The sequence below is a fragment of the Ralstonia sp. 25mfcol4.1 genome (assembly GCF_900104095.1).
GTDB lineage: Bacteria > Pseudomonadota > Gammaproteobacteria > Burkholderiales > Burkholderiaceae > Cupriavidus.
Genome location: NZ_FNJO01000003.1, coordinates 485,071 through 507,840 on the forward strand (window position 1 = coordinate 485,071; position 22,770 = coordinate 507,840).

The window sequence follows — 22,770 nt, forward strand, 5'->3', positions numbered from 1 at the left end:
AGAATCTTCTAATCTTCGAGCCGATCGATCGCCTCGCTGGCGTCGTGTTCGATCTTCTCGATAAACATCAGCTGGCGCGCGGCGGCGCCGGCGGCTTCGTTGTCACCGGCATCGAGCAGCGCACCGAGTGCCGCGTGGCGCTCGCGCTTTTCCTGGCGCAGATCGCGCAGCAGGCGGTCGAGCTGGTCCACGTCGCGCGCCTGCGTCGCGTCCTGCAGCGCCTCGCGCCATTCCATCTGCTGCATCAGGAACGCCGGCGCCATCGCCGTATTGCTTTCAGCCTGGATGTCCACGCCGCGCAGATGCAGCAGGTAGATGGCGCGCTTGAGCGGCTGGCGCAGCGTGCGGTACGCCTCGTTGGCGTGCGCGGCCCACTGCATGGCCACGCGCCGCTCGGCATCGCCGGCATTGGCAAATCGGTCAGGGTGCGCCTGCGACTGGACGGTGCGATAAGCCGCGTCCAGCGCGGCTTCGTCCACTTCGTATTGGGCAGGCAGCCCGAACAGCGAGAAAAAATCGTCTTTCAAAGCGCGTCTTTCCAAAACATTCACAACAAAAAGGAGCGGTCATGCCGCCCCTTGTCGTGTCGCCGCCCTCGCATCGATTGCCGATCCGTGCGCGGCACGGGCCATCAGACCCGGAACGACTCGCCGCAGCCGCACTCGTCCTTGACGTTCGGGTTGTTGAACTTGAAGCCTTCGTTCAATCCCTCGCGCGCGAAGTCCAGTTCGGTACCGTCGATGTACGGCAGGCTCTTCGGATCGACGATCACCTTGATGCCGCGCGTCTCGAACACCTGGTCTTCCGGCTGCAGTTCGTCCACGTACTCCAGCTTGTACGCCAGGCCCGAGCAGCCGGTGGTCTTCACGCCCACGCGCAGGCCCAGGCCCTTGCCGCGGCGTTCCAGGTAGCGGGAAACATGTTTCGCCGCCTTTTCGGTCATCGTGATCATCTTTGCCTTGCTGTCGAAACGCCACGCGCGATACCGCACCGCGCGCGGCCATACCAACTTGTCTGAAGCGGACCAGGCCGCTCAGGCAGCCTTCTGCTCGGCGCCGCCGTGCTTCTTCTTGTAATCCTCGACGGCCGCCTTGATGGCGTCTTCCGCGAGGATCGAGCAGTGGATCTTCACCGGCGGCAGCGCCAGTTCCTCGGCGATCTGGGTGTTCTTGATCTCCAGCGCCTGATCCACGGTCTTGCCCTTGACCCATTCGGTCACCAGCGACGACGACGCGATGGCCGAGCCGCAGCCGTAGGTCTTGAACTTGGCGTCCTCGATCACACCCGCCTCGTTCACCTTGATCTGCAGCTTCATCACGTCGCCGCAGGCCGGGGCGCCGACCATGCCGGTGCCCACCGCGTCGTCGTTCTTGTCGAACGAACCGACGTTGCGCGGATTTTCATAGTGGTCGAGAACCTGGTTGCTGTAAGACATTTTGGTTACCTCTGACGAATCTTTATGGGGTTCTTGTTTTTACCGTGGATCGCAATCAGTGCGCGGCCCACTGGATCGAATTCAGGTCGACGCCGTCCTTGAACATCTCCCACAGCGGCGACAGGTCGCGCAGCTTGCCGATCTTGTTCTTGAGCAGCTCGACGGTGTAGTCGATCTCGGCTTCGGTCGTAAAACGGCCAACCGTGAAGCGGATCGAGCTATGCGCCAGCTCGTCGTTGCGGCCCAGGGCGCGCAGCACGTACGACGGCTCCAGCGACGCCGACGTGCAGGCCGAACCCGACGACACGGCCACGTCCTTGATGGCCATGATCAGCGATTCGCCTTCGACGAAGTTGAAGCTGACATTCAGGTTGTGCGGCACCCGGTGTTCCATCGAACCGTTCAGGTACACCTCTTCCATCGACGACAGGCCGTTCCACAGGCGGTCACGCAGCATGCGGATGCGCTCGTTCTCGGTGGCCATTTCCTCGCGGGCCAGGCGGAACGCCTCGCCCATGCCGACGATCTGGTGCGTGGCCAGCGTGCCCGAACGCATGCCGCGCTCGTGGCCGCCGCCGTGCATCTGCGCTTCGATGCGCACACGCGGCTTGCGGCGCACGTACAGCGCGCCGATGCCCTTCGGGCCGTAGGTCTTGTGGGCCGAGAACGACATCAGGTCGCACTTCAGCGTGGACAGGTCGATCGCAACCTTGCCGGTGGCCTGCGCGGCATCGCAGTGGAAGATGATGCCCTTCTCGCGGCAGATCTCGCCGATCTGCTCGACATCCTGGATCACGCCGATCTCGTTGTTCACGAGCATCACCGACACCACGATCGTGTCCGGGCGGATCGCCTGCTTGAACACTTCCATGTCGATCAGGCCATCGTCCTTGACGTCGAGGTACGTCACCTCGAAGCCCTGGCGCTCCAGTTCACGCGTGGTGTCCAGCACGGCCTTGTGCTCGGTCTTCACGGTGATGATGTGGCGGCCCTTGCCCGAGTAGAAATTGGCCGCGCCCTTGATGGCGAGGTTGTCCGACTCGGTCGCGCCCGACGTCCACACGATCTCGCGCGGATCGGCACCCACCAGCGCCGCCACCTGCTCGCGCGCCTCTTCCACGGCGCGCTCGGCATCCCAGCCGTACGCGTGGCTGCGCGACGCCGGATTGCCGAACTGCTCGCGCAGGTACGGAATCATCTTGTCCGCCACGCGCGGGTCCACCGGCGTGGTGGCCGAGTAATCCATGTAGATCGGGAAATGTGGGGTGGTGCTCATCTTATGACTGCCTTATAGGGATCGCTAATCGCGTACTGCCTACCGATAGTTTAATGCAGGTGCTGCAACCTTGCTTACGACTGCGCGAGGCTGAACACCGAGTTGACCACGCGGGCGCGTGCCGGCTTTTCCTGCTTCTCGGCCTTGCTGCGCGACACGGTGACGGGCTGCTGCGCGGCGTCTTCGCGCATGTCGTGCAGCACGGCCGGCTGGCGGGCGCGTTGCTGGTCAACGAGATTCTTCAGCGATACGGAGTCCAGGTACTCCACCATCTTCTGGTTCAGCGTGGCCCACAGCTCGTGGGTCATGCAGCGCCCGGATCCGTCATCTCCGTTACAATTGCCCTTTCCCCCGCACTGGGTGGCATCGAGCGGCTCGTCCACGGCAATGATGATGTCTGCCACCGTGACGTCCTCGGCCTTGCGCGCGAGGCTGTAACCACCGCCCGGACCGCGCACGCTCTCGACGATCTCGTGACGGCGCAGCTTGCCAAACAGCTGCTCCAGGTACGACAGCGAGATCTTCTGGCGCTGACTGATGCCTGCCAGCGTGACAGGACCCTGATCCTGGCGCATGGCCAGGTCGATCATGGCGGTTACCGCGAAGCGGCCTTTGGTGGTCAGTCTCATGATGCTCGGGGAGAGGGAATACTTGAGAATTTCGCTCGAGTTTAAGATATCCCGACTAAATCAGTCAAGTACCCGATCCCGCAACGCACTATTCCACGCCCCATAACGATCCTGCGGTCGCGGCTTCGGAAAACTGCCATGCAAAGCACCCCGGCTTGATTTCCGGCATGGCATATCGGGCGATTCTGATAGTCGTGCTCAGGCCAGTTGGCGCCGCAGCATCTCGATCACGCCGTCGCAGGCATCCTCGATGTAGTCCAACACGCGCTCGAAGCCGTCGCCCTCGCCGTAGTACGGGTCCGGCACTTCCTCGACCCGATAACGCGTGGCAAAGCTCATCAGCAGGCGCAGCTTGTCGGGGCCGACCTCCGGAAGCAGCCGGCGCAGCCCGGCCATGTTCGCCAGATCCATGGCCAGCACCAGATCGAAGCGGTCGAAGTCCGCCACATCCACCTGACTGGCCCGCAGCGCGGAAAGGTCATAGCCGCGCTGCAAGGCCGCGCGCTGACTCCGCGCGTCGGGCGCGCGGCCCACGTGGTAGTCGTGCGTGCCGGCCGAGTCGAGTTCGACCCGGTCGGACAGCCCAGCGGCCTGAAGCTTGGCGCGCAGCACGCCCTCCGCCGTTGGAGAACGGCAGATGTTACCCATGCAGCACATCAGAATGGCCTATTTTTTCATCGGCGCGATTTTACCGCCATGCTCACCGCTAAAAACCGCCCCGACGATAGGGCCGCTAGAGCCGCTACAGCCGCTACAGCCGCTCGGCCAGCAGCTTGCCGCGCGCGAACCCGGCTGCCTCGGCGTCGGTGGGCGACTTGTAGTGCTCTGACGGCGGCGAGGTTTCCACCAGCGTGTCGGCCGCGCGAATATTCGTGCCTTTGCGGCACACGCGAACCGTGTAGTCCCATTCGATGGGCGACCGGGGTTTCACCAGCACCTGGATCTCGTGCGTTTCGAAAACCCTCTTTTTCCATTCACTGCTATAGGACATCAGTGTCTCCTGGCGTGCCGGCCTTCTTCGGGCGTGACTGGGGGCTGATTCGGGTTTCAGCTCACCTCGCCGGCATCTATTGTCCGCATGGCTTCGGCCTCCGCCAGCGCCAGCGCTGCCTCTGGCGTATCGGCCGAGCCGGTCTCGGTTTCAAACGTGGGCCCGCCGGGCTCGCCGAACGCATCGGAAATGGTCAGTACCCCGGCAAAACCGCCGCCCGCATGCGCAACGGCACGGGCAACGACCGTATAACCACCATATTCGAACTGTGTCACCATGGCACACTCCCTGGTTCGTGATCCGGCGTCCCGCGCTGGGCGGATTGCCTAATCACTATAGGATGCCGTGGCGCACCATGCCCATCGGGCGCCGATCAGGTCTTCCCTCAGCTTGACGGCGGCAGCAGATGGTCGCCTTCGGCGCCGGCCCCGAACACCTGCGCCCGCAGCTTGGCAAGTTGGTCCCGCACCTGGGCCGCCTTTTCGAACTCCAGGTTCTTGGCGTGATCGAGCATCTGCTTCTCCAGGCGCTTGATTTCCTTGGCCACCTGCTTCTCGCTCATGTCCTCGTATTTCGCGCGTTCCGCGGCGGCGGTCAGCTCGGCCTTGACCTCGTCGGCGTCGTAGACGCCATCGATGATGTCCTTGATCCGCTTGACCACGCCGCGCGGCGTAATGCCGTGGGCCTCGTTGTGCGCGATCTGCTTGGCGCGGCGGCGCTCGGTCTCCTGGATCGCCACCCGCATCGAATCGGTCATGCGGTCGCCGTAGAGAATGGCGGTGCCATTGACGTTACGGGCGGCCCGCCCGATGGTCTGGATCAGCGACCGCTCGGCCCGCAGGAAGCCTTCCTTGTCGGCATCGAGGATGGCCACCAGCGACACCTCCGGGATATCCAGGCCTTCGCGCAGCAGGTTGATCCCGACCAGCACGTCGAACGTGCCCAGGCGCAGGTCGCGGATGATTTCCACGCGCTCGACCGTATCGATGTCCGAATGCAGGTAGCGCACCTTGATGCCGTTTTCGGACAGGAACTCGGTCAGCTGCTCGGCCATGCGCTTGGTCAGCGTGGTCACCAGCACACGCTCGCCGGCCTGCAGCCGCAAGTGGATCTCGCTGAGCAGGTCGTCCACCTGCGTGGTGGCGGGCCGCACGTGGATGATCGGGTCGACCAGGCCGGTCGGCCGCACCACCTGCTCCACCACCTGCCCTGCGTGCTCCTTCTCGTAGTTCGCCGGCGTGGCGGTGACGAAGACCGCCTGGCGCATCTTGCGCTCGTATTCCTCGAACTTGAGCGGCCGGTTGTCCAGCGCCGACGGCAGCCGGAAGCCGTACTCCACCAGCGTGGTCTTGCGCGCCCGGTCGCCGTTGTACATGCCGTTCAACTGGCCGATCAGCACGTGCGATTCATCCAGGAACATCAGCGCGTCGGGCGGCAGGTAGTCCACCAGCGTCGGCGGCGGCTCGCCCGGCTTGGCGCCCGAAAGGTGGCGCGAATAGTTTTCGATACCCTTGCAGAACCCCAGTTCCGACAGCATTTCCAGGTCGAAGCGCGTGCGCTGCTCCAGCCGCTGTGCCTCGACCAGCCGGTTTTCCTTGTAGAAGAAGTCGAGCCGCTCGCGCAGCTCCACCTTGATGTCCTCGATCGCGCGCAGCACGGTCTCGCGCGGCGTCACGTAGTGGCTCGACGGGTAGACGGTGAAGCGCGGAATCTTCTGACGGACGCGGCCCGTCAGCGGGTCGAAGAACTGCAGCGAGTCCACCTCGTCGTCGAACAGCTCCACACGCACGGCCATCTCGGCATGCTCGGCCGGGAAGATGTCGAGCGTGTCGCCGCGCACGCGGAACGTGCCGCGCTGGAAGTCGGTCTCGTTGCGCGTGTACTGCATGGCGATCAGCCGCGCGATCACGTCGCGCTGGCTCAGCTTGTCGCCGGTACGCAGCGTCAGGATCATCTGATGGTATTCGCTCGGATTGCCGATACCGTAGATCGCCGACACCGTCGCCACGATGATCGTGTCGCGCCGCTCCAGCAGGCTCTTGGTGGCCGACAGCCGCATCTGCTCGATATGCTCGTTGATCGACGAGTCCTTTTCGATGAACAGGTCGCGCTGCGGCACATAGGCCTCAGGCTGGTAGTAGTCGTAGTAGCTGACGAAATATTCCACCGCATTGCGCGGGAAAAATTCGCGAAATTCCGAATACAGCTGCGCCGCCAGGGTCTTGTTTGGCGCAAATACGATGGCCGGCCGGCCCATCCGGGCAATCACATTGGCCATCGTGAAGGTCTTGCCCGAGCCGGTCACGCCCAGCAGCGTCTGGAACGACAGGCCGTCCTCAATGCCCTCCACCAGTTGCCGGATCGCTTCGGGCTGGTCGCCCGCGGGCGGATACGGCTGGTACAGCTGGAATGGGGATCCCGGGAACGTGACGAATTTGTCTTCGTCCAGGGGCGGGGCGACTTCAGCGAGATTCGTCATAAACGTAGGGAAAAACCTGAGGAAAACTGGCGGGATACGCTAGAATCTGGGGGTTGCGCGGATCGGTTCAAGCCCGGTTGGCCATAGTTTGCCGCACGGATACTGTCAGGTTTTGTCAGTAGTGACAGGAAGTCAGTCAGGAGCCCGTCACCGGTGCCGCCGCAGCCACAGCGCAGTTCGAAGCATTCTACGCCCTCCGTTTTGTTACACAGCTGACCACGAGATCCCAAATGAGTTTGTTTTCTGCCGTCGAGATGGCCCCGCGCGACCCGATCCTGGGCCTGAATGAAGCATTCAATGCCGATACCCGCGCCACCAAAGTGAATCTGGGCGTTGGCGTGTACTTCACCGACGAAGGGAAAATTCCGCTGCTGCGCGCCGTCCAGGAAGCCGAAAAGGCCCGCCTGACCAGCGCCACCCCGCGCGGCTACCTGCCGATCGAAGGCATCGCAGCCTACGACCAGGCCGTGCAGACCCTGCTGTTCGGCAAGGATTCGGCGCTCATTACCGAAGGCCGCGTCGTGACGGCTCAGGCACTTGGCGGCACGGGCGCCCTGAAGATCGGCGCCGACTTCCTGAAGCGTCTGTACCCGAACGCATCGGTCGCCATCAGCGATCCGAGCTGGGAAAACCACCGCGCGCTGTTCGAATCCGCCGGCTTCCCGGTGGTCAACTATGCGTACTACGATGCCCCGTCGCACGGCCTGAACTTCGCCGGCATGGTGGAATCGCTGAAGTCGTATCCGGCCAACACGATCGTCGTGCTGCACGCGTGCTGCCACAACCCGACCGGCGTGGACCTGAACGACGCCCAGTGGAAACAGGTAGTGGAACTGGTCCAGGAACGCAACCTGATTCCGTTCCTGGACATGGCCTACCAGGGCTTTGCCGAAGGCATCGAGCCGGACGGCGCCGCCGTGCGTCTGTTTGCCGAATCGGGCCTGCCGTTCTTCGTGTCGAGCTCGTTCTCGAAGAGCTTCTCGCTGTACGGCGAGCGCGTTGGCGCCCTGTCGATCGTCACTACGGGCAAGGAAGAAGCCCAGCGCGTGATGTCGCAGATCAAGCGCGTGATCCGCACGAACTACTCCAATCCGCCGACCCACGGCGGCACCGTGGTGGCCACCGTGCTGAACAGCCCGGAACTGCGCGCCATGTGGGAGCAGGAACTGGCCGAAATGCGCGACCGCATCAAGCTGATGCGTAACGCGCTGGTCGACAAGCTGGCCGCCAAGGGCGTGCCGGGCGACTTCTCGTTCGTGAAGGCCCAGCGCGGCATGTTCTCGTACTCGGGCCTGACCTCGGCCCAGGTGGACCGCCTGCGCAACGAGCATGGCATCTACGCCGTCGGCACCGGTCGCATCTGCGTGGCCGCGCTGAACAGCCGCAACATCGACGCCGTGGTCAACGCCATCGCCGCGGTGTACTAAAAAGCAACACCCGACCCTGCGTCAGCGGCAAAAGGCGACCTGGAGGCCACTCAGGTCGCCTTTTTTGTCATTGTCAGGCGGTGTCATCCAGATTTAGCGCCAATGTCCTATTGTCTTCCCTGCTTGCCGGCGTAATTTGGAAGCGTATGCTGCAAAGCACGATCGTTCGATTGCGGGCATAATCAGTTGCGCGACAAGCACTCGCGACAAGAAAGGCTAGACAGGTACCGGCATGCTTTACCAACTGCATGAATTCCAGCGTTCGATGCTGAACCCGCTGACAGCGTGGGCCCAGGCGACCGCCAAGACATTTACGAATCCCCTCAGCCCCCTCTCGCTGATTCCGGGCGCGCCCCGGATGGCGGCTGGATACGAGCTGTTGTACCGGCTCGGCAAGGAATACGAGAAGCCGGAGTTCGGCATCAAGAGCGTACGCTCGAATGGCCGCGAGATCCCCATCGTCGAACAGACCGTGCTGGAAAAGCCGTTCTGCAAGCTGGTGCGCTTCAAGCGGTATGCCGACGACCCCGAGACCATCAAGCTGCTCAAGGACGAGCCCGTGGTGCTGGTCTGCGCGCCGCTGTCGGGCCACCACGCCACGCTGCTGCGCGACACCGTGCGCACGCTGCTGCAGGACCACAAGGTCTATGTGACCGACTGGGTCGATGCCCGCATGGTGCCGGCCGAGGAAGGCGCGTTCCACCTCGCCGACTACATCTACTACATCCAGGAATTCATCCGACATATCGGCGCCGACAAGCTGCACGTGATCTCGGTCTGCCAGCCTACCGTCCCGGTGCTCGCCGCCATCTCGCTGATGGCGTCGGCCGGCGAACAGACGCCGCGCACGATGACGATGATGGGCGGCCCGATCGACGCGCGCAAGAGCCCGACTTCGGTCAACTCCCTGGCCACCAACAAGTCGTTCGAATGGTTCGAGAACAACGTCATCTACACGGTGCCGGCGAACTATCCGGGCCATGGCCGCAAGGTCTATCCGGGCTTCCTGCAGCACGCCGGCTTCGTGGCGATGAATCCGGACCGCCATCTGTCGTCGCACTATGACTATTACCTGAGCCTGATCGAGGGCGACGCCGACGACGCCGAAGCGCACGTGCGCTTCTACGACGAATACAACGCGGTGCTGGACATGGCCGCCGAGTACTACCTCGACACGATCCGCGAAGTGTTCCAGGAATTCCGCCTGGCCAACGGCACGTGGGAAATCGACGGCGACCCGGTGCGCCCGCAGGACATCAAGGGCACGGCGCTGCTGACGATCGAAGGCGAGCTCGACGACATCTCGGGCGCGGGCCAGACGGCCGCCGCGCACGACCTGTGCGCCGGCATTCCGAAAACGCGCAAGCAACACATCACCGCGCCGAAGTGCGGCCACTACGGGATCTTCTCGGGCCGTCGCTGGCGCGACAACATCTATCCGGAACTGCGCGACTTCATCCGCAAGTACTGAGCCTGGCCTGGCCCCGCCCAGGGCCGGAATGGCAGAACGCCCGCGAGGACCTCGCGGGCGTTTTAGTTTTATGGCCGATCGACTATACCGCTGAGCGATGCCTCAGCGATTGGTCAGATACGACAGCAGCATGTCGGTATGCAGGTCGGCAAAGCGCGCGTGCTCTTCCTCGGTGGCCACGTCGCGGCCGATGACGGCGCTGATCGTGTACCGGTTCGACAGCACGTAGTAGCCCAGCGCCGAAATGGTCAGGTAGAACTGCGGCACGTCGATGTTGTCGCGGAACACGCCCTGCTGCTGCCCGCGCCTGATGATGTCGGCCAGCACGTCCACCACCGGATTGATCAGCTGATGGAGCTGGGCCGATTTTTTCAGATGGCGCGCCTCATGCAGGTTCTCGCTGTTCACGAGCCGGATGAACTCCGGATGGGCGTAGTACCAGTCCCAGACGAAGCGGGCCAGCGTGCGCACCGCCGCCTCGGGGTCTTCGTCGGTGACATGCAGCTGCTCCTCGGCCGCGCGAAACTCGGCGTACTGTTTTTCGAGCACGGCCAGGAACAGGCCTTCCTTGCTGCCGTAGTAGTAATAGAGCATGCGCTCGTTGGTCTCGGCGCGGCGTGCGATCTGGTCGACGCGTGCGCCCGCCAGCCCGCCCTTGGCAAACTCCTCGGTGGCGGCGGCCATGATGCGGCGGCGCGTGCCTTCGGGGTCCCGCTTGGTTTTTGGCTCGTTCGACATGAATATCTGATCTGTCAGTTGCGCGGATTATGGCACAGCCCGTCACCTCGTCCGGGCTCCTCTTCCCGTTCGGGTGACGGCGAATCATCGCCTTTTCTGCACCGCGGCGAAATCGGGGATAATCCTTGCCGCACACACGTCCACAGAGGCGTGCAAGATTCCAGTCGTCCCCCTGATTCCGTTTTCCGTCGTGATCCGTTCCCCCTCGTCCGTTGCCGGCGACGCCAGCCTGGCTGACCGCCTTGAAGCCCTGCTGCCGCAAACCCAATGCACCAAATGTGGGTTCGACGGCTGCCGCCCCTACGCCGAAGCCATGGCCGCGGGCGAGGCGGCAAGCAACCGCTGCCCGCCGGGCGGCGCCGAGGGCATCGTGCGGCTGTCGGCCGTGCTTGGGGTCGCGCCCCAGCCGCTGGACCCCGCGCGGGGCGTCGAGCAGGCCCGTGCCGTGGCCCGAATCGACGAATCACTATGTATCGGCTGCACGCTGTGCATCCAGGCCTGCCCGGTGGACGCCATCGTCGGCGCCGCCAAGCAGATGCATACCGTGCTGCCCGACTGGTGTACCGGCTGCGACCTCTGCGTGGCCCCCTGCCCCGTCGATTGCATTGCGATGATTCCGGTCACCGGCGCGAATACGGGCTGGGCCGCCTGGTCGCAGGAACAGGCCGATGCCGCGTACGGTCGCTATCAGTCGCGCAAGGTGCGCCTGGTGCGCGAGCGCGAGGAAAACGACGCCCGCCTGGCCGCCAAGGCCGCGGCCAAGCTGGAAGCACTGCAGGCCGAAGCCGCAGCCAGCGAGGCGGAACAGGCCGCGCAGGCGCGCAAGAAGGCGATCATCCAGGCCGCCATCGAACGCGCGCGCCAGAAGGCGGCCGCCGTGCAGCCCCGCAACACCGACAATGTGTCGCCGGCCGTGCAGGCGCAGATCGATGCCGCCGAAGCGCGCCGTGCGAAACGGGGCCTGACGGACCAGCCCGGCCAGGAACGCCAGAGCCCGGACGGCAGCACCGCAACCGGCGACAACGACCATAACGACGATTCCCGCTCATGAATCCCGCCAAGCGCCTTGCCATCTTCGAGACCCTGCGCGAGGTCAATCCCACCCCGGAAACGGAACTCGAATACAGCTCGCCGTTCGAGCTGCTGATCGCGGTGCTACTGTCCGCCCAGGCCACCGACGTCGGCGTGAACAAGGCCACGCGCAAGCTGTTTCCGGTGGCCCATACCCCGCAGCAGATCCTGGACCTGGGCGAGGCTGGCCTGATCGAGTACATCAAGACCATCGGTCTGTACAAGACCAAGGCCAAACACGTGATGGAAACCTGCCGGATCCTCGTCGCGCAGCATGGCGGCAAGGTGCCGCCCGTGCGAGAGGCGCTGGAGGCCTTGCCGGGCGTCGGCCGCAAGACCGCGAACGTGGTACTGAACGTGGCGTTCGGCCAGCCGACGATTGCGGTCGACACGCATATCTTCCGCGTGGCCAACCGCACCGGACTGGCGCCGGGCAAGAACCCCGATGCCGTGGAACAGAAGCTGTTGAAGGTAACGCCGACCGAGTTCCTGCACGACGCCCACCACTGGCTGATCCTGCATGGCCGCTACGTCTGCAAGGCTCGCAAGCCCGAATGCTGGCATTGCGCCATCGAGCCCCTCTGCGAGTTCAGGCCGAAGACTCCCGCACCGAACGTCTAGGCCGGGTTCGGCCCCTTCAGGACCAGCGCCAGCTGCAAGGCGGTGCGCGCCACGGTGTCCACGTCTGGCGTGTAGCCGTTGCGGATCCAGTACAGCGCCACATGCACGATGCCGCCCGCCACGCCGGCGGCCAGCATCGGATCCACCTTCGCGCCGGGCGGCAGCAGCGTCCGGGCCATCAGGGCGCCGAAATCGCATAGCGATACCGCCAGCGCCTCGTCCACGAGCTTGCTGACCCCGCGAATCTCCACCAGAAACACGCGCGCCGAGCGCGGCTCGCACTGCAGCGCTCCGAAATAGGCGCGCAGCATGGCCAGCACGCGGTGTTCGCCGCTGCCACCGGCCTCTTCCCCGGCCCTTGCCAGCGTTTGAAGCAGGCGGTGCGTGACCGTTTCATACGATGCCAGCAGCAATGCCTCGCTGTTGGCGAACGATTCGTAGAAGTACCGTTCCGTGAGCCCCGCCGCCTCGCACACCGCCTTGACGGTGGCATTCTGGTAGCCTCGCTCGCCATAGACCTGCACGGCGGCGGCAATCAGCTGCCCGCGCCGCTGGGCGCGGCGCTCTTCGGCTTCGGCGCCGCGGTAGCGGCGGGCGGGAGATAGCTCGGTGGTCATGGCGGCCATTATGACATTCCCTATTGTCAGATGGCTTCTGACAACCTATGTTGTCAGAATACCCACTCGCCTCCGGTAGCCGTCATGCGCCCTCACAGTCCCGATGACGATGTTCTGGATGTCCTGATCGTTGGTGCCGGCTTGTCCGGCATCGGCGCCGCCCGCCAACTGCAGCACCGGTGCCCGGACAAGCGTTTCGCCATCCTGGAAGCCCGCGACGCCATCGGCGGCACCTGGGACCTGTTCCGCTATCCCGGCATCCGCTCCGATTCCGACATGTACACGCTGGGCTACCGCTTCAAGCCCTGGCGCGGTGCCAAGGCCATTGCGGACGGCCCGTCGATCCTGGCCTATATCCGCGAAACAGCCGAAGAAACGGGCATTACCCGCCACATCCGGTTCGGACACAAGGTCGTGGGCGCCGCCTGGCGTAGCGACGAAGCCTGCTGGACGATCGAGGCCGAACGCCGCGCCGATGGCAGCCGCCAGCGCCTGCGCGCCCGCCTGCTCTATGTCTGCGCCGGCTACTACAGCTACGCCGAAGGTCACCGGCCCGAGTTTCCGGGCGAGCAGGAATTCCGCGGACAGATGGTCCATCCGCAGTTCTGGGACCCGTCGATCGACTATGCGGGCAAGCGCGTGGTGGTGATCGGCAGCGGTGCCACGGCCGTCACGCTGGTGCCGGCCATGGCCGAGACCGCCGCCCATGTGACGATGCTGCAGCGTTCGCCCACCTATATCGTGACGCGACCGGGCGAAGACCCCATCGCGCACAAGCTGCGCCGCATGCTGCCCGAGCGCCTGGCCTACCGCGCCACGCGCTGGAAAAACGTGCTGCTGGGCATGTTCTTCTTCCAGTTGGCGCGCCGCCGGCCGGCCAAGGTCAAGGAGCGCATCGTCGGCATGGCCGCCGCGCAGCTGACGCCGGGCTTCGATGTCGGCACCCATTTCACGCCGCGCTACAACCCATGGGACCAGCGCGTCTGCCTGGTGCCCGATGGCGACCTGTTCCGAGAAATCCGCAACGGCCGCGCCTCGGTGGTTACCGACCAGATCGACCGCTTTACCGCCGATGGCATCGTGCTCAAGTCCGGCCAGACGCTGCCGGCCGATGTGGTGGTCGTCGCCACCGGCCTCAAGCTGAACATGCTTGGCGATATCGCGCTGACCGTCGATGGCCAGCCGCGCCGGCCGTCCGAATCGCTGGCCTACAAGGGCATGATGCTGGGCAACGTGCCAAACCTGGTGCTGGCGTTCGGCTACACCAATGCGTCATGGACGCTCAAGGCCGATCTCACCGCCGAATATGTCTGCCGTCTGCTGCGGTTCATGGACCGGCGCGGCTACCGCATGGCGATGCCCGAAGTCGATCCGACGGTGCCGACCGTGCCGTTCCTGGACTTCTCGTCGGGCTACGTGCAGCGTGCCGCGTCGGTGCTGCCCCGGCAGGGGCAACGCAAACCGTGGCGCGTGTATCAGAATTACCTCATGGACATGCTGACCATCCGGCATGGCCGCATCGACGATGGCGTGCTGCGCTTCGACCGCGTGGCGGCCACGCTGCCGACCAACGATCCGATTGCCGAGGCCCAATCTTGAACATCCTTCTTGCGCTGATCGCCGTGGTGGTGGCGCTGGCCGCCGCCCTGCTCGTCCTGCTGTTCCTGTTCACCCGTCAGACGGTGCGCAAGATCGAAGCCGGACTGCCGCCCACCGGCCACTTCGTCGACGTACCCGGCGCCCGCCTGCACGTGATCGAGCAGGGCCAGGGCCAGCCGGTGCTGCTGGTTCACGGGCTGTCCGGCCAGCTTGCCAACTTCGCTTACGGGATGGTCGAACCGCTGGCGCGCGATTTCCGCGTGGTGGCCGTCGATCGGCCCGCCGCCGGCTGGTCCACACGCGCGCCCGGTGCGCCGGCCGACCTGCGCGCACAGGCCGACACGCTCGCAGCGCTGATCGACCGGCTCGGGCTGGAAAAACCGCTGGTAGTGGGCCATTCGCTCGGCGGCGCCATTGCGCTGGCGCTGGCCACCTACCATCCCGAGCGCGTGGGCGGGCTGGCGTTGATCGCCCCGCTGACCCATCCGCCCGAGGAAATCTCGCCCGTGTTCAAGGCCATGACGATCCCCAGCGCGGCCGTGCGCAAGCTGATCGCCTGGACGCTGCTGATCCCCATGTCGATCCGCAATCGCGAGCAGGTCATGGATATCGTCTTCGGCCCCGATGCCGTGCCGGCCGACTTCCCCGTGCGCGGAGGCGGCCTGCTGGCGCTGCGGCCGGGACATTTCCTGGGCGCGTCCGAAGACCTGATCGGTGCCGCACACAGCCTGCCGCCGCTGGTGGCGCAATATGGCGACCTGCGCGTGCCGGTCAGCATCCTGTTCGGCCGCGAAGACCGGATTCTGGACTACCGCAAGAATGGCGAAGCCTTTGTCGCCCGGGTGCCCGCCGCCCGGCTGACGCTCGTGACCGGCGGGCATATGCTGCCGGTCACCGCCATCGATGCCAGCGTCGATTTCGTGCGCAACGCGGCCGCCCGCCTGCGCGAGCCGGCAACCGCCTGACCTGCAGCTTTCACCGAAAGGACTCGCCATGGCTTCCTCCACCGGTTTCAACCCCTACAGGCGCGACCTGGGCACCGCGTTCCAGGCCATCCGCAAGCTGCTGGCCGACGGCAACGACACCGAACAGGTGTTCAAGATCATGCGCGCGCTGAACGGCCCGTCGATGCCGCGCAACTACAGCCGTCTGCTATCGACGCCCGAGGGGCGGCGCATGGCCTATCAGCGCATCGAACTGGCGGAAAAACTATCCGATCCGGACTACGTGGCGCGCTTCGCACCGGGCACGGTGGGCGCCGCATATCGCGCTTTCCTTGAAAAAACCGGCTACAGCGCCGATGGCCTGGCCAAGGTATCGAACCTGAACCAGGAGCCCATCGTCGAGGACGCCTACATGTGGTTCGGCCGGCGGACCCGCGACGTCCACGACATCTGGCACGTGCTGACCGGCTATCGCGCCGACGAGAGCCTGGGCGAAGCGGCGCTGGTGGCGTTCAGCTACGCGCAAACGGGCGGCAAGGGCTGGGCCTTTATCGCCATCGCCGCATCGCTGAAAAGCTGGCGCGTAACGCGGAGCCTGGCCTTCGCCCGCGCGGTGCTGGAAGGCTACCGGCACGGCCGCCGCGCCGGCTGGTTGCTGGGCGAGGACTACGAAAAACTGCTGAACGAACCGTTCGACGCGGCACGCGCCCGGCTGGGCATTACGGAGCCGGTGCGCTACCAGGCGTGCAATCCGGTGCAGGAGTGGTCGGCCTGAGCCCGCCCATCGGCACCCCACTACATCCGGCAACAAAAAAGCGACCCGGTGGGTCGCTTTTCGTTTGCGGCAAACTCGCTGGAAGCCCGGATCAGACGATGCGGCAAGCTTCGTCGAACGACAGGCGCGGCAGGCGCGGATGCAGCTTGTCAGCCTCGCCATAGCCCAGGTTGATCAGGAAGTTGACCGACCACTTGCCGTCGGGGAAGAACGCGGCGTTGACCTTGTCGGCATCGAAGCCGCCCATCGGGCCGCAGTCGAGGCCCAGGGCACGGGCGGCCAGGATGAAGTAGCCGCCCTGCAGCGAGCTGTTCATCAGGGCATCGCGGGCAATCTTCTCGTCATTGCCGGCGTACCAGGAACGCGCGTCGGCGTGCGGGAACAGCTTCGGCAGCTGGTCATGGAACGCGTTGTCGAAGGCGATGATCGCGGTGACCGGCGCCGAACGGGTCTTTTCCAGGTTGCCGGCGGACACGCATTCCACCAGGCGGGCCTTCTGCTCGGCCGACTTCACGAACACGATGCGGGCCGGCGAGCTGTTCGCCGCCGTGGGGCCGAACTTCATCGCTTCGTAGACCTGCTTCAGCAGCGCATCGTCCACATGCTTGTCTTGCCACACGTTATGGGTGCGGGCTTCGGTGAACAATTGTGCGATGGCAGCCTGATCGACGGATTTCATTGCGCGTTTTCCGGGTTTTGTGAAGGAAGGAAGCGCGATTGTACCCAAGCGCGGGCCGTCATCCCACAAGCGGATTGATGAAACCGTTCAATTCCGTTCGTCGGCGGCATCCAGCGGCGGCGTGCCGCTGGCCCGGCGGGTGAGCCAAAGGACACCCAACAGGATCAGCCCGCCGCCCACGGCCTGCGTGGCGCCGATATGCTCGCCCAGCAGCGCGGCCGCCAGCGCCACCGTGACTACTGGCTCCAACGTCGACAGCATCGACGCCTTGGAGGCCCCCAGCTTCTGCAGGCCGGCGAAGAAGGTCAGGATGGCCAGCACCGTCGACACCAGTGCGATGGCCACCAGCGCCAGCCAGCCGCCGCCCGTGGACGGAAACTGCGGCGGCACGCCGGCGCCGGTGCGCAGGATGCCCACCGTCACATAGACCAGCGCCGCCGCCGAACAGATCACCGTAGTAGTGGCGATGGCATTGACGCCCGCCGTCACGCGCGCGCCCACCACGATGTAGACCGAATAGATCACGGCAGCCGCCACGCCCAGCGCGATGCCGAGCGGCTCGCCCTCGCCGCCGCCCACGGTCAGGCCCGCCCCGACCGAGCACAGTACCAGCGCGATCACGGCCGGCGTGGTCAGCCGTTCCTTCAGGAAGACCGCCGCCAGGATCGTCACGAACAGCGGATAGAGATAGAGCAGCAGCGCCACCAGGCTGGCCTGCGCGTGGTTCAGCGCAGTGAAGAAGCAGTAGGACTGCCCAACGTAGCCGATGCCGCCCATCGCGGCCAGTGCCAGCACGCGCCGCCATGGCGGCAGTGCGATGCCGCGCGCGCGCATGACGAACGCCATGGCGATGGCCGCCACCACGAAGCGCACGGCCAGCAGGCCATAGACATCGGCACCCGCCGCGTAGGCGAAGCGCGCGAAGATGGCCATGGCGCCAAAGGCGCTGGCCGACAGCGCGATCAGCAGCACGCCAGCGAGTTTGTCGCGGGCGTGGCCCAGGGTGCCGGTGGCGGAGGCGGTCATGGGGGCGAAATGAATCCGAAAGCTCGCATTCTACGCACGCGGCGGGATGCCCCGGCAGCATTCGGACCGCTGCACTACAATAGCGGCCATCATGTTCAATCCCTCAAGAGAAGAAGTCCGCCGTTTCTTCTGCGAAGCCTGGCAGAAGCGCGTCGCGGGCAATGTCCTCACGCCGCTCGAGGCCATCGCGGTCGACTGGATCGACCAGCATCCCGAATACCACGACCAGCTCGACGATGCCGAAGGCGCCGTCGCACGGGACTATACGCCCGAGGGCGGCCAGACCAACCCGTTCCTGCACCTGGCGATGCACCTGTCGATTTCCGAACAGGTGTCGATCGACCAGCCGCCCGGCATCCGCGCCGCGTACGAGGCCCTGAGCCGCCGGCTCGATTCGCCCCACGCCGCCCAGCACGAGATTATGGAAGCACTGGGCCAGATGCTCTGGAATGCCCAGCGCAACGGCATGCCGCCCGACGGGCAGGCCTACGTGGACGACATCAAGCGCCGCGCGGCGGGCTGAGCGCGTCCGACAAACACCGACAAGAGCACCGGGCGCCGCATGCTAACCTCTTGCGGTCGCAACTTCCTGCCATGTCCGCGCCACCCGACCCTATCGGTTGAGCCTTCCGGTGCGGCGTGCCGTTGTCCCATGCCTTCTATCCTCCCCGCGCGCGCCGCCCGGCGGCGTGCCGCTGCCCGGCCAGTGGCCGCGCTGGTATCCGCGCTGGTCATTGCGGGTGCCGTCATGGTGCCGATGGCCGCGCACGGCGCCGTGGCGCTGCTGCAGCCGCCGCGCCAGATCGACGGCACCCGGCCGCTGACGCTGACGCTGCTGGTCAGTGCCGATGCCGACACCCGCCGCTATGCCGTGCCCGATTCGCTGCAGGTGACGGCCTCCGGCGACCTGGCCGCCCCGATCCGCATCGAACTGACGCGCGTGGGCGGCGGGCCGGCTGTGCTGAACCTGCGTCCCGGCGAATCCCGCACGATCAGTTACCGCGCCGAATGGCCGGCCGACCTGCGCGGCCAGGTGCGCCTGGACGTCACCGGCATCGACGCCGCGCCGGTACTGGTGACGCTCAATCGCGCGCCGGTGCCGGGCCCGGCGGCGGCGCCGACGTCGCAAGCGCCCCAGGTGGCCACCACGCCCGCCGCTTCCGCCCCGGACGGCAAGCCGCCCGTCACGCCCATCGTCACGGCAGACAACAACGCCCCGGCGCCCGCCCCGGCCGACCTGCGCGATGCCCAGCGCCTGTCGTTCAACGAGCCGATGTACCTCATGTTCGGCGCGCACGACGGCGCCAACGCCAAGTTCCAGATCAGCTTCAAATACCGGATCTTCGAAGGCAAGGACCCGAATTCGAAGTCGGTACTGGACAACCTTTACTTCGCCTACACCCAGTTCTCGCTCTGGGACCTGGCCGGCGACTCGCGCCCGTTCAAGGACACCAACTACCGCCCCAGCCTGTATTACTACCTGTCGGATACCGGCGTGAAGAACAGCGTGCTGAGCCGGCTGTCGGTGGCCGCCGGGTTCGAGCACGAATCGAACGGCCGCTCTGGCGACGAATCGCGCGGGGTCAACACGCTGTTCGTCAAGCCGACGATGTATTTCGGCGACCAGACCGACTGGCACTGGCGTGTGGCGCCCAAGCTCTACGCCTACGTGGGCAAGAGCGACAACGAGGACATCGCCCACTATCGCGGCTACATGGACCTGAATATCGCCTACGGCAAACCCGATTCCTGGGAGCTGGCCGCCACGCTGCGCAAGGGCACGCGCAAGGGCTATGGCAGCGTCGATACGCAGCTGACCTACCCGCTGGCGCGGCTGCTGCCCGGTACGGCCGGCTTCCTGATGGCCGGGTTCTTCTACGGCTACGGCGAAAGCCTGCTCTATTACAACCAGAAGACGCCGTGGCAGTTCCGCATCGGGTACGCGCTGTCCCGGTGAGCTTGCGGATTCGGCGGGGGTGGCGACAGTCAGCCGGCCAGCGGCTTGCCTTCGGCCTTGAGGCGCGCATTGCCGACCGCCGCCGCGAACTGGCCATAGCCGTGCCAGCCGGTGGCGCGCCCGAGCTTCTTGCCCTTGTGGAAGAACATGAACACGGGAATGCCGTGCAGGCCGAAGCGGCGGCCCAGTTCGGGGTGCGCGTAGACGTTGGTGTGCAGCCAGCGCAGGTTCAGCACGCGCAGCTTGTCGGGGTCGGCCAGGATGGCCTTCTTGGCCATCTCGCAATTGAAGCAGTCCACGCCCCAGAAGAAAACGCAGACCAGGTCGTCGCCCGCACCTGCGATGGCGGCATCGATGGTGTCGGGGCCTACCGGCTGCATGCCGAGCGCATCGAAGGCGCGGTGATCGAGGTGGGGTGCGTGGTGAGGGTCTTGCGTGTCGGACATCGTTGCGGACCTCCGGAAACAGCAACGCCCGGCAACCTTGCGGCCACCGGGCGTGCTTCAGGCGATTACATCGAAACGGCTCAGCGCGGCGCCGAGACGGTCACCAGCGCGGGACGCAGCACGCGGTCGGCAATCGTATAGCCACGTTGCAGCACCGCGACCACGGTGTTCGGTTCCTGTTCGGACGGCACCATCGAGATGGCCTGGTGGCGATGCGGATCGAACTTCTCTCCCACCGGATTCACCTCGACGATCTTGCCGCGCTCGAAGGCAGCAGACAGCTGACGTGCCGTAAGCTCCACACCTTCGCGCATCTTGGCCAGGTCGCCGGTGTTGTCGGCCAGCGCAGCCTGCAGGCTGTCCATCACGGGCACCAGATTGTCGGCGAAGTTCTCGATGGCGAACTTGTGCGCCTTGGCGATCTCTTCCTGCGAGCGGCGGCGGATGTTCTCGCCCTCGGCCGTCGCGCGCATGAACAGGTCATAGGTTTCCTTGACCTTGGCTTCCAGCTCGGCCACCTGCTGGGTCAGGCGTGCCACTTCGTCGGCACCGGCGGCCGCAGCCTCGGGCGCCGGCGCTGCGGCGGCGTTGGCCGCCTGCTGCGTGTTCGTATCGGGCGTCTGATTCTGTTCTTCCATGTCGATTCGTATCAAAAATGCAAAACCTCGACCCGCGATACTTGCGGACCGTGGGGTGGATCGGATGCCAATCGGCAAGTCTAGCCGCACATGGCGCCGCCCTTCCAGTTTTTCAAGTGTGCGGGTTCAGGGACCCCGAAATACGCCGTTACAAAGGCCTGTTTGATGCAATCTCGTGTTCATTGATTTGCTGCAACGCAAACACTAAGATTCAATGCAGGAAAAAATGACAAAAATAACGGGAGCAAAAAGGTGGATCAATTTGGTGCATCTTTGGGACGCTTCACCATGCACAAGCTACCAGTCGTGACGTTCTGCCTGGTCGCCGTTCTGTCGGCGATGACGGCGTTTATCTGTTTGTCCGAAGCGGTGGCGCCGCGCGACACCGAGTATGGCAGCGGGAAGGCCGTATTCAAGCATTACCTCGTGCAGTACGTCCGCTAACGTCCTCCTTCACACGGCCCGGCTGCGGCAGCCTTGCCGTGGCCGGATCGCTGACATTTCCGATTTTCTACCCTCTGAAATTGTCGATCCTGCGCCGGTCGCGCTTGGTCGGACGCCCCTGCAGTTCCGCGGTCGGCTCCGGCTGCATGCGCCGCCGGTCGGACTCTAACTGGCGCCGGGCCTGGCTTTCCGGCGTTTCCTCATAAGTGCTCTGGGCGATCGGGGCCGCGCCGCGCGACGCCGGCACGCCCTAAATCCACTTGCATCGTCAAATCCTTCCTGACTGATTTCCCGCCTCCATGCCCGCCACTCAGGCCGCCGCGCCGCGGGCCTGGGCACGGCCTCGGCGCGCTTCCAGTTCGTGCGGGTGGGGCAGCGACAGCGGCCAACCCTGCAGATGCTGCAGGGCAATGTCGGCAAGACCGGCGATCCAGGGCCCGGAATCATTCATGCATGGAATGAAATGGAAATCCTGCCCGCCTGCCACCCGGAACTCGCTCTGCCCTTCCATCGCAATTTCCTCAAGCGTCTCGATACAGTCTGCCGGAAAGCCGGGGCAGAACACATCCACGCGTTGCGTCCCGACGCGGCCCAGTTCGGTGAGCGTCGGCGCGGTATAGGGCTGCAGCCATTCGGCCTTGCCGAAACGGGACTGGAACGTCACCTGGTACTGGCCCGGGTGCAGGCCCAGCGCTTCGCCGAGCAGCCGGCCCGTCTTCAGGCATTCGCAGTGATAGGGGTCGCCCAGGTCCAGCAGGCGGCGCGGCAGGCCGTGGAACGACAGGATCAGCTTGTCGCCCCGTGAGAAGTCGGGCACGCCGTGGCGGGTCCAGTACGCCCTGACTTGCGCGTCCAGCGCGGCAATGTAGGCGGGATGGTCGTGAAAGTGCTTGATCAGCCTTACCTCGGGCTGGTTGCGCCATCCGGCCAGCACGCGGAACAGTTCGTCGAAGGCGGTCGCCGTGGTGGTACCCGAGAACTGCGGATAAAGGGGCAGCACCAGGATCTGTTCGGTGCCCTGCCGGCGCAGCGCCTCCATGACCGAGCCGATCGACGGATTGCCATAGCGCATGGCGCAGGCCACGGTCACGTCATGCCCGAGCTTCTGCATCAGCAGCTGCAGCGCATGCGCCTGGCGCTCGGTGTGGACCAGCAGCGGCGATCCGGTCATATGTGCTTCGCGCAGCCAGATCGATTCATATTTCATAGCCGACGCCCGCGAACGGAACGGCAGGATCAGCCCATGCAGGATGGGCAGCCAGGCCAGGCGCGGGATCTCCACCACGCGCGGATCGGACAGGAACGCCTTCAAATAGCGGCCCACCGCCTTGGGCGTGGGGGCGTCGGGCGTGCCGAGGTTGATCAGCAGGATCGCGGTGCGCGGCGGCTGGCCGTGCTGGTATGCCGGTTCAGGCGAAAACGTCATGGGGTTTCCGTTTCGGATGCCGGGGCGCTGGCAATCGCGGATTCAGTCTGGAAAATGCAATGGTAGCCGGCGGCAATGTCC

General features: G+C 65.2%; 26 protein-coding genes. 10 read left to right on the plus strand and 16 right to left on the minus strand.

The window, feature by feature from the left end; all coding sequences use genetic code 11:
• Positions 1-8 precede the first annotated feature (8 nt).
• The 9 genes from hscB to uvrB all read right to left on the minus strand — a co-directional run bounded on the left by hscB (position 9) and on the right by uvrB (position 6,810).
• A complete protein-coding gene (gene hscB, locus BLQ58_RS08330; RefSeq protein WP_092596335.1) occupies positions 9-527 on the minus strand; it encodes a Fe-S protein assembly co-chaperone HscB in 519 nt (172 codons plus the stop codon).
• 104 nt (positions 528-631) lie between these two features.
• On the minus strand, positions 632-952 hold the full coding sequence (iscA, locus tag BLQ58_RS08335) for an iron-sulfur cluster assembly protein IscA (RefSeq protein WP_066738950.1): 321 nt from the start codon (positions 950-952) through the stop codon (positions 632-634).
• A gap of 81 nt (positions 953-1,033) precedes the next feature.
• Positions 1,034-1,435, minus strand: coding sequence for a Fe-S cluster assembly scaffold IscU (iscU, locus tag BLQ58_RS08340; RefSeq protein WP_066738828.1), 402 nt, complete (start codon positions 1,433-1,435; stop codon positions 1,034-1,036).
• A gap of 55 nt (positions 1,436-1,490) precedes the next feature.
• Positions 1,491-2,711, minus strand: coding sequence for an IscS subfamily cysteine desulfurase (locus BLQ58_RS08345; protein ID WP_092596338.1), 1,221 nt, complete (start codon positions 2,709-2,711; stop codon positions 1,491-1,493).
• Positions 2,712-2,785: 74 nt separating this feature from the next.
• Positions 2,786-3,340 carry a Fe-S cluster assembly transcriptional regulator IscR gene (gene iscR, locus BLQ58_RS08350; protein WP_092596341.1) on the minus strand — a complete coding sequence of 185 codons (555 nt, stop codon included), beginning with the start codon at positions 3,338-3,340 and terminating at the stop codon, positions 2,786-2,788.
• 198 nt (positions 3,341-3,538) lie between these two features.
• On the minus strand, positions 3,539-3,997 hold the full coding sequence (locus BLQ58_RS08355; RefSeq protein WP_092596344.1) for a low molecular weight protein-tyrosine-phosphatase: 459 nt from the start codon (positions 3,995-3,997) through the stop codon (positions 3,539-3,541).
• A gap of 94 nt (positions 3,998-4,091) precedes the next feature.
• A complete protein-coding gene (locus BLQ58_RS08360; protein ID WP_092596347.1) occupies positions 4,092-4,331 on the minus strand; it encodes a hypothetical protein in 240 nt (79 codons plus the stop codon).
• Between the two features lie 56 nt (positions 4,332-4,387).
• Positions 4,388-4,609 carry a hypothetical protein gene (locus BLQ58_RS08365; RefSeq protein ID WP_092596350.1) on the minus strand — a complete coding sequence of 74 codons (222 nt, stop codon included), beginning with the start codon at positions 4,607-4,609 and terminating at the stop codon, positions 4,388-4,390.
• Positions 4,610-4,716: 107 nt separating this feature from the next.
• Positions 4,717-6,810, minus strand: coding sequence for an excinuclease ABC subunit UvrB (gene uvrB / locus BLQ58_RS08370; protein ID WP_092596353.1), 2,094 nt, complete (start codon positions 6,808-6,810; stop codon positions 4,717-4,719).
• A 230-nt stretch (positions 6,811-7,040) separates the two neighbouring features.
• On the opposite strand from uvrB, the gene BLQ58_RS08375 reads away from it, so the two are divergent.
• Together BLQ58_RS08375 and BLQ58_RS08380 are read left to right on the plus strand one after the other, a co-directional pair.
• The gene (locus BLQ58_RS08375; RefSeq protein ID WP_092596356.1) at positions 7,041-8,237 is read left to right on the plus strand and encodes an amino acid aminotransferase; all 1,197 of its coding nucleotides are present in this window, start codon (positions 7,041-7,043) and stop codon (positions 8,235-8,237) included.
• Between the two features lie 232 nt (positions 8,238-8,469).
• The gene (locus BLQ58_RS08380) at positions 8,470-9,708 is read left to right on the plus strand and encodes a polyhydroxyalkanoate depolymerase (RefSeq protein WP_092596359.1); all 1,239 of its coding nucleotides are present in this window, start codon (positions 8,470-8,472) and stop codon (positions 9,706-9,708) included.
• 102 nt (positions 9,709-9,810) lie between these two features.
• Here BLQ58_RS08380 and BLQ58_RS08385 read toward each other — a convergent pair whose 3' ends face one another.
• Entirely contained in the window at positions 9,811-10,446 is a 636-nt protein-coding gene (locus tag BLQ58_RS08385) for a TetR/AcrR family transcriptional regulator (RefSeq protein ID WP_092596362.1), read from the minus strand.
• A 190-nt stretch (positions 10,447-10,636) separates the two neighbouring features.
• On the opposite strand from BLQ58_RS08385, the gene rsxB reads away from it, so the two are divergent.
• On the plus strand, positions 10,637-11,497 hold the full coding sequence (rsxB, locus tag BLQ58_RS08390; RefSeq protein WP_092596365.1) for an electron transport complex subunit RsxB: 861 nt from the start codon (positions 10,637-10,639) through the stop codon (positions 11,495-11,497).
• Positions 11,494-12,138, plus strand: a complete 645-nt coding sequence (gene nth / locus BLQ58_RS08395; RefSeq protein ID WP_092596368.1) for an endonuclease III — start codon at positions 11,494-11,496, stop codon at positions 12,136-12,138. The genes rsxB and nth overlap by 4 nt, the downstream gene beginning before the upstream one ends.
• On the opposite strand, the gene BLQ58_RS08400 is transcribed toward nth, so the two are convergent.
• Positions 12,135-12,764: a TetR/AcrR family transcriptional regulator gene (locus BLQ58_RS08400; protein ID WP_092596371.1), complete on the minus strand. Its 630-nt coding sequence runs from the start codon at positions 12,762-12,764 to the stop codon at positions 12,135-12,137. The two genes, nth and BLQ58_RS08400, sit on opposite strands and share 4 nt — an antisense overlap.
• A 75-nt stretch (positions 12,765-12,839) precedes the next feature.
• On the opposite strand from BLQ58_RS08400, the gene BLQ58_RS08405 reads away from it, so the two are divergent.
• From BLQ58_RS08405 to BLQ58_RS08415, 3 genes are read left to right on the plus strand one after another with little or no spacing between them, the layout of a single operon-like run.
• Positions 12,840-14,354: a flavin-containing monooxygenase gene (locus BLQ58_RS08405; RefSeq protein ID WP_092596374.1), complete on the plus strand. Its 1,515-nt coding sequence runs from the start codon at positions 12,840-12,842 to the stop codon at positions 14,352-14,354.
• A complete protein-coding gene (locus BLQ58_RS08410; protein ID WP_092596377.1) occupies positions 14,351-15,319 on the plus strand; it encodes an alpha/beta fold hydrolase in 969 nt (322 codons plus the stop codon). Before BLQ58_RS08405 ends, BLQ58_RS08410 begins: the two co-directional genes overlap by 4 nt.
• A 28-nt stretch (positions 15,320-15,347) precedes the next feature.
• The gene (locus BLQ58_RS08415) at positions 15,348-16,073 is read left to right on the plus strand and encodes a Coq4 family protein (RefSeq protein ID WP_092596380.1); all 726 of its coding nucleotides are present in this window, start codon (positions 15,348-15,350) and stop codon (positions 16,071-16,073) included.
• A gap of 91 nt (positions 16,074-16,164) precedes the next feature.
• On the opposite strand, the gene BLQ58_RS08420 is transcribed toward BLQ58_RS08415, so the two are convergent.
• On the minus strand, positions 16,165-16,752 hold the full coding sequence (locus tag BLQ58_RS08420) for a malonic semialdehyde reductase (RefSeq protein ID WP_092596383.1): 588 nt from the start codon (positions 16,750-16,752) through the stop codon (positions 16,165-16,167).
• 87 nt (positions 16,753-16,839) lie between these two features.
• Positions 16,840-17,778, minus strand: a complete 939-nt coding sequence (locus BLQ58_RS08425; protein WP_092596386.1) for a DMT family transporter — start codon at positions 17,776-17,778, stop codon at positions 16,840-16,842.
• A 91-nt stretch (positions 17,779-17,869) separates the two neighbouring features.
• On the opposite strand from BLQ58_RS08425, the gene BLQ58_RS08430 reads away from it, so the two are divergent.
• Together BLQ58_RS08430 and BLQ58_RS08435 are read left to right on the plus strand one after the other, a co-directional pair.
• A complete protein-coding gene (locus tag BLQ58_RS08430) occupies positions 17,870-18,301 on the plus strand; it encodes a DUF1841 family protein (protein ID WP_092596389.1) in 432 nt (143 codons plus the stop codon).
• A gap of 129 nt (positions 18,302-18,430) precedes the next feature.
• Positions 18,431-19,735 (plus strand): phospholipase A, encoded by a 1,305-nt coding sequence (locus tag BLQ58_RS08435; protein WP_092596392.1) that lies wholly within the window; start codon positions 18,431-18,433, stop codon positions 19,733-19,735.
• 29 nt (positions 19,736-19,764) lie between these two features.
• On the opposite strand, the gene BLQ58_RS08440 is transcribed toward BLQ58_RS08435, so the two are convergent.
• Positions 19,765-20,181: a thioredoxin family protein gene (locus BLQ58_RS08440; protein WP_092596395.1), complete on the minus strand. Its 417-nt coding sequence runs from the start codon at positions 20,179-20,181 to the stop codon at positions 19,765-19,767.
• A gap of 80 nt (positions 20,182-20,261) precedes the next feature.
• Entirely contained in the window at positions 20,262-20,819 is a 558-nt protein-coding gene (gene grpE, locus BLQ58_RS08445; RefSeq protein ID WP_092596397.1) for a nucleotide exchange factor GrpE, read from the minus strand.
• Between the two features lie 252 nt (positions 20,820-21,071).
• Here grpE and BLQ58_RS28735 point away from each other — a divergent pair, with 252 nt between their 5' ends.
• Complete coding sequence (locus tag BLQ58_RS28735) at positions 21,072-21,263, plus strand: hypothetical protein (RefSeq protein ID WP_139186080.1); 192 nt, start codon at positions 21,072-21,074, stop codon at positions 21,261-21,263.
• 310 nt (positions 21,264-21,573) lie between these two features.
• Here BLQ58_RS28735 and hemH read toward each other — a convergent pair whose 3' ends face one another.
• Positions 21,574-22,689, minus strand: coding sequence for a ferrochelatase (gene hemH / locus BLQ58_RS08455; protein ID WP_092596400.1), 1,116 nt, complete (start codon positions 22,687-22,689; stop codon positions 21,574-21,576).
• Positions 22,690-22,770 lie beyond the last annotated feature (81 nt).

What these genes read in the sequence shown, in the direction of transcription:
- iscA (WP_066738950.1), bottom strand. Translation starts at nt 952, where the DNA reads ATGATCACGATGACCGAAAAGGCGGCGAAACATGTTTCCCGCTACCTG.
- iscU (WP_066738828.1), bottom strand. Translation starts at nt 1,435, where the DNA reads ATGTCTTACAGCAACCAGGTTCTCGACCACTATGAAAATCCGCGCAAC.
- BLQ58_RS08345 (WP_092596338.1), bottom strand. Translation starts at nt 2,711, where the DNA reads ATGAGCACCACCCCACATTTCCCGATCTACATGGATTACTCGGCCACC.
- iscR (WP_092596341.1), bottom strand. Translation starts at nt 3,340, where the DNA reads ATGAGACTGACCACCAAAGGCCGCTTCGCGGTAACCGCCATGATCGAC.
- BLQ58_RS08355 (WP_092596344.1), bottom strand. Translation starts at nt 3,997, where the DNA reads ATGTGCTGCATGGGTAACATCTGCCGTTCTCCAACGGCGGAGGGCGTG.
- BLQ58_RS08360 (WP_092596347.1), bottom strand. Translation starts at nt 4,331, where the DNA reads ATGTCCTATAGCAGTGAATGGAAAAAGAGGGTTTTCGAAACGCACGAG.
- BLQ58_RS08365 (WP_092596350.1), bottom strand. Translation starts at nt 4,609, where the DNA reads ATGGTGACACAGTTCGAATATGGTGGTTATACGGTCGTTGCCCGTGCC.
- uvrB (WP_092596353.1), bottom strand. Translation starts at nt 6,810, where the DNA reads ATGACGAATCTCGCTGAAGTCGCCCCGCCCCTGGACGAAGACAAATTC.
- BLQ58_RS08375 (WP_092596356.1), top strand. Translation starts at nt 7,041, where the DNA reads ATGAGTTTGTTTTCTGCCGTCGAGATGGCCCCGCGCGACCCGATCCTG.
- BLQ58_RS08380 (WP_092596359.1), top strand. Translation starts at nt 8,470, where the DNA reads ATGCTTTACCAACTGCATGAATTCCAGCGTTCGATGCTGAACCCGCTG.
- BLQ58_RS08385 (WP_092596362.1), bottom strand. Translation starts at nt 10,446, where the DNA reads ATGTCGAACGAGCCAAAAACCAAGCGGGACCCCGAAGGCACGCGCCGC.
- nth (WP_092596368.1), top strand. Translation starts at nt 11,494, where the DNA reads ATGAATCCCGCCAAGCGCCTTGCCATCTTCGAGACCCTGCGCGAGGTC.
- BLQ58_RS08400 (WP_092596371.1), bottom strand. Translation starts at nt 12,764, where the DNA reads ATGGCCGCCATGACCACCGAGCTATCTCCCGCCCGCCGCTACCGCGGC.
- BLQ58_RS08405 (WP_092596374.1), top strand. Translation starts at nt 12,840, where the DNA reads ATGCGCCCTCACAGTCCCGATGACGATGTTCTGGATGTCCTGATCGTT.
- BLQ58_RS08415 (WP_092596380.1), top strand. Translation starts at nt 15,348, where the DNA reads ATGGCTTCCTCCACCGGTTTCAACCCCTACAGGCGCGACCTGGGCACC.
- BLQ58_RS08420 (WP_092596383.1), bottom strand. Translation starts at nt 16,752, where the DNA reads ATGAAATCCGTCGATCAGGCTGCCATCGCACAATTGTTCACCGAAGCC.
- BLQ58_RS08425 (WP_092596386.1), bottom strand. Translation starts at nt 17,778, where the DNA reads ATGACCGCCTCCGCCACCGGCACCCTGGGCCACGCCCGCGACAAACTC.
- BLQ58_RS08430 (WP_092596389.1), top strand. Translation starts at nt 17,870, where the DNA reads ATGTTCAATCCCTCAAGAGAAGAAGTCCGCCGTTTCTTCTGCGAAGCC.
- BLQ58_RS08435 (WP_092596392.1), top strand. Translation starts at nt 18,431, where the DNA reads ATGCCTTCTATCCTCCCCGCGCGCGCCGCCCGGCGGCGTGCCGCTGCC.
- BLQ58_RS08440 (WP_092596395.1), bottom strand. Translation starts at nt 20,181, where the DNA reads ATGTCCGACACGCAAGACCCTCACCACGCACCCCACCTCGATCACCGC.
- grpE (WP_092596397.1), bottom strand. Translation starts at nt 20,819, where the DNA reads ATGGAAGAACAGAATCAGACGCCCGATACGAACACGCAGCAGGCGGCC.
- hemH (WP_092596400.1), bottom strand. Translation starts at nt 22,689, where the DNA reads ATGACGTTTTCGCCTGAACCGGCATACCAGCACGGCCAGCCGCCGCGC.